The organism is Polaromonas sp. P1_E1_2 (genome assembly GCF_056406035.1).
The window spans coordinates 1-1,174 of the sequence record NZ_JBFUAZ010000889.1; the positions used below are offsets into that span (position 1 = coordinate 1).

2 protein-coding genes are annotated in these 1,174 nt (G+C 59.3%); one reads left to right on the plus strand and one right to left on the minus strand.

The annotated features are described in order from the left end of the window. Positions 1-222: 222 nt before the first annotated feature. Positions 223-561 (plus strand): hypothetical protein, encoded by a 339-nt coding sequence (locus AC1D1P_RS23815; protein ID WP_477674713.1) that lies wholly within the window; start codon positions 223-225, stop codon positions 559-561. A 99-nt stretch (positions 562-660) separates the two neighbouring features. On the opposite strand, the gene AC1D1P_RS23820 is transcribed toward AC1D1P_RS23815, so the two are convergent. Continuing rightward, complete coding sequence (locus AC1D1P_RS23820; protein ID WP_477674714.1) at positions 661-1,092, minus strand: group II truncated hemoglobin; 432 nt, start codon at positions 1,090-1,092, stop codon at positions 661-663. Positions 1,093-1,174: the final 82 nt, after the last annotated feature.

Here is a 1,174-nt window from a genome sequence, read left to right on the forward strand (position 1 = left end):
CGCCCGACTCTCTCGATGCAGAGACGAGTCCGACACCGCTCTCGAGCCTGGCAAATCCGGAACGAGCCGCCATGGATGTGAACGAATGCTCATTTCCGTTGGCCYCAGACCACTGGCCTGTGGAATAAACCGCCGACCCCTTCTTTAGTTGTCAGGCGCATCCGCGCAATGCGTCTCATCTCGTTAGAGTCGCCTTACTAAAAACAAAGAGGAGTTGTCTGGATGAATGCGCTGCACAGGAAAAAACTTGGCATTGAAGATGGCCACCGGATCGTCCAGAGGGACATCAAGGTGGAAGCCAGTGAAACCCACGTGACGTCGGTGTACTGGTATGACGAAATTGACGGGCAGGGAGATTTTGTGCGCGGCCATGTGCTCAGGGAAACCAACTTCATCCAGAAAGACAGGCAACCCGAACCCGCCAAGGCAGCAGAAGCCGCGCGCAATCGCGGTGAGGATCACCCGGATGATTTGTCGGCCAACTCGCTACGGGCACACATCCGTGAGCGCATGTGGCTTCACAACGTGCTGCCTCACGGCCGGCGCCGATACGCCATCTAGCGAGTATCAATACCGGCCGCAGCCCTTTGCAGTCGGGCGCGAACAGCTATATTTTTCATAGCATTCGGCGACCCGGCATTGCACCGGGACGCTGCATCATCACTCGCCCCTGTTTCGCATCCAGTCGGCCGTCTGGAAAAACGACGCATTGAGCCGCATGCGCAGCGCTTCATCGACACCGGTTTCACGCATGGCCTGGTCCATGCACGCCAGCCACTGGTCACGCTCGGCAATGCCGATCGAGCCGCCGCCGGTTTGTTGCGGCATGTGGCGCATGCGCAGGCGCGGATGGCCGAAGCGGTCGGTGTAGTACTGCGGCCCGCCCAGCCAGCCGCATAAAAACCAGAAGAGGCGCTGGCGGGCGTTGTCCAGGGTGCTGCYGTGCGCGGCGCGCAGGGCTGTGTAGCCGGACTCCAGGTCCATCAGGTCGTAGAAGCGCTCGACCAATGCCTTGACGCGCTCTTCGCCGCCTATCCAGGCGTAGGGAGTTTCGAAGGGAGGGTTTCCTGGGGGCTTTTCTTCTATCTGCATTTTGGGATTATCGAATGTTGGGGTTTGGGGTTGGTTGAGAGGGGCTTTTTTGGGTTGCTGCTGATTCGATGGGGTGTGGTCG

Excerpts from the sequence above, each read along its gene's own strand:
- AC1D1P_RS23815 (WP_477674713.1), top strand. The coding sequence starts at position 223 with ATGAATGCGCTGCACAGGAAAAAACTTGGCATTGAAGATGGCCACCGG.